The 363-nt window shown below is 41.3% G+C and carries 1 pseudogene; it reads left to right on the forward strand.

Annotation, left to right across the window (positions count from 1 at the left end):
- A pseudogene (locus KV696_RS00015) lies at nt 1-363 on the forward strand (hypothetical protein); the annotation flags it as partial.

Raw genomic sequence — 363 nt, forward strand, 5'->3', positions numbered from 1 at the left:
GAAAGCACCAGTACCGCCAACAAAAGTTGTGACACCAAATAAACCAGGTTCAACCATCACAACAGAAACACCAGTAAATGGTTTAACAGTAGATGGTGATGGTAACTTAACTGGAACACCAACCGTAACAGATTGGGGACCAAAAGAAGAAGAACGTAAAGTTACAATCCCAGTTAAAGTTAAGAATGGTGATGAAGAAGTCCTTGTGGATGTTCCAGTTACAATCCAACGTGATACAGATGGCGACGGTATTCCAGATGTGACCGATCCAGATGATGACAACGATGGTATTCCAGACAAGGATGATGCAAATCCAAAAGTAGCTGATAAATTAACAGGTACAGTCACAGATCCAGGAAAAGT

The sequence above is a fragment of the Streptococcus humanilactis genome, from assembly GCF_019448275.1.
Lineage (GTDB): Bacteria > Bacillota > Bacilli > Lactobacillales > Streptococcaceae > Streptococcus > Streptococcus humanilactis.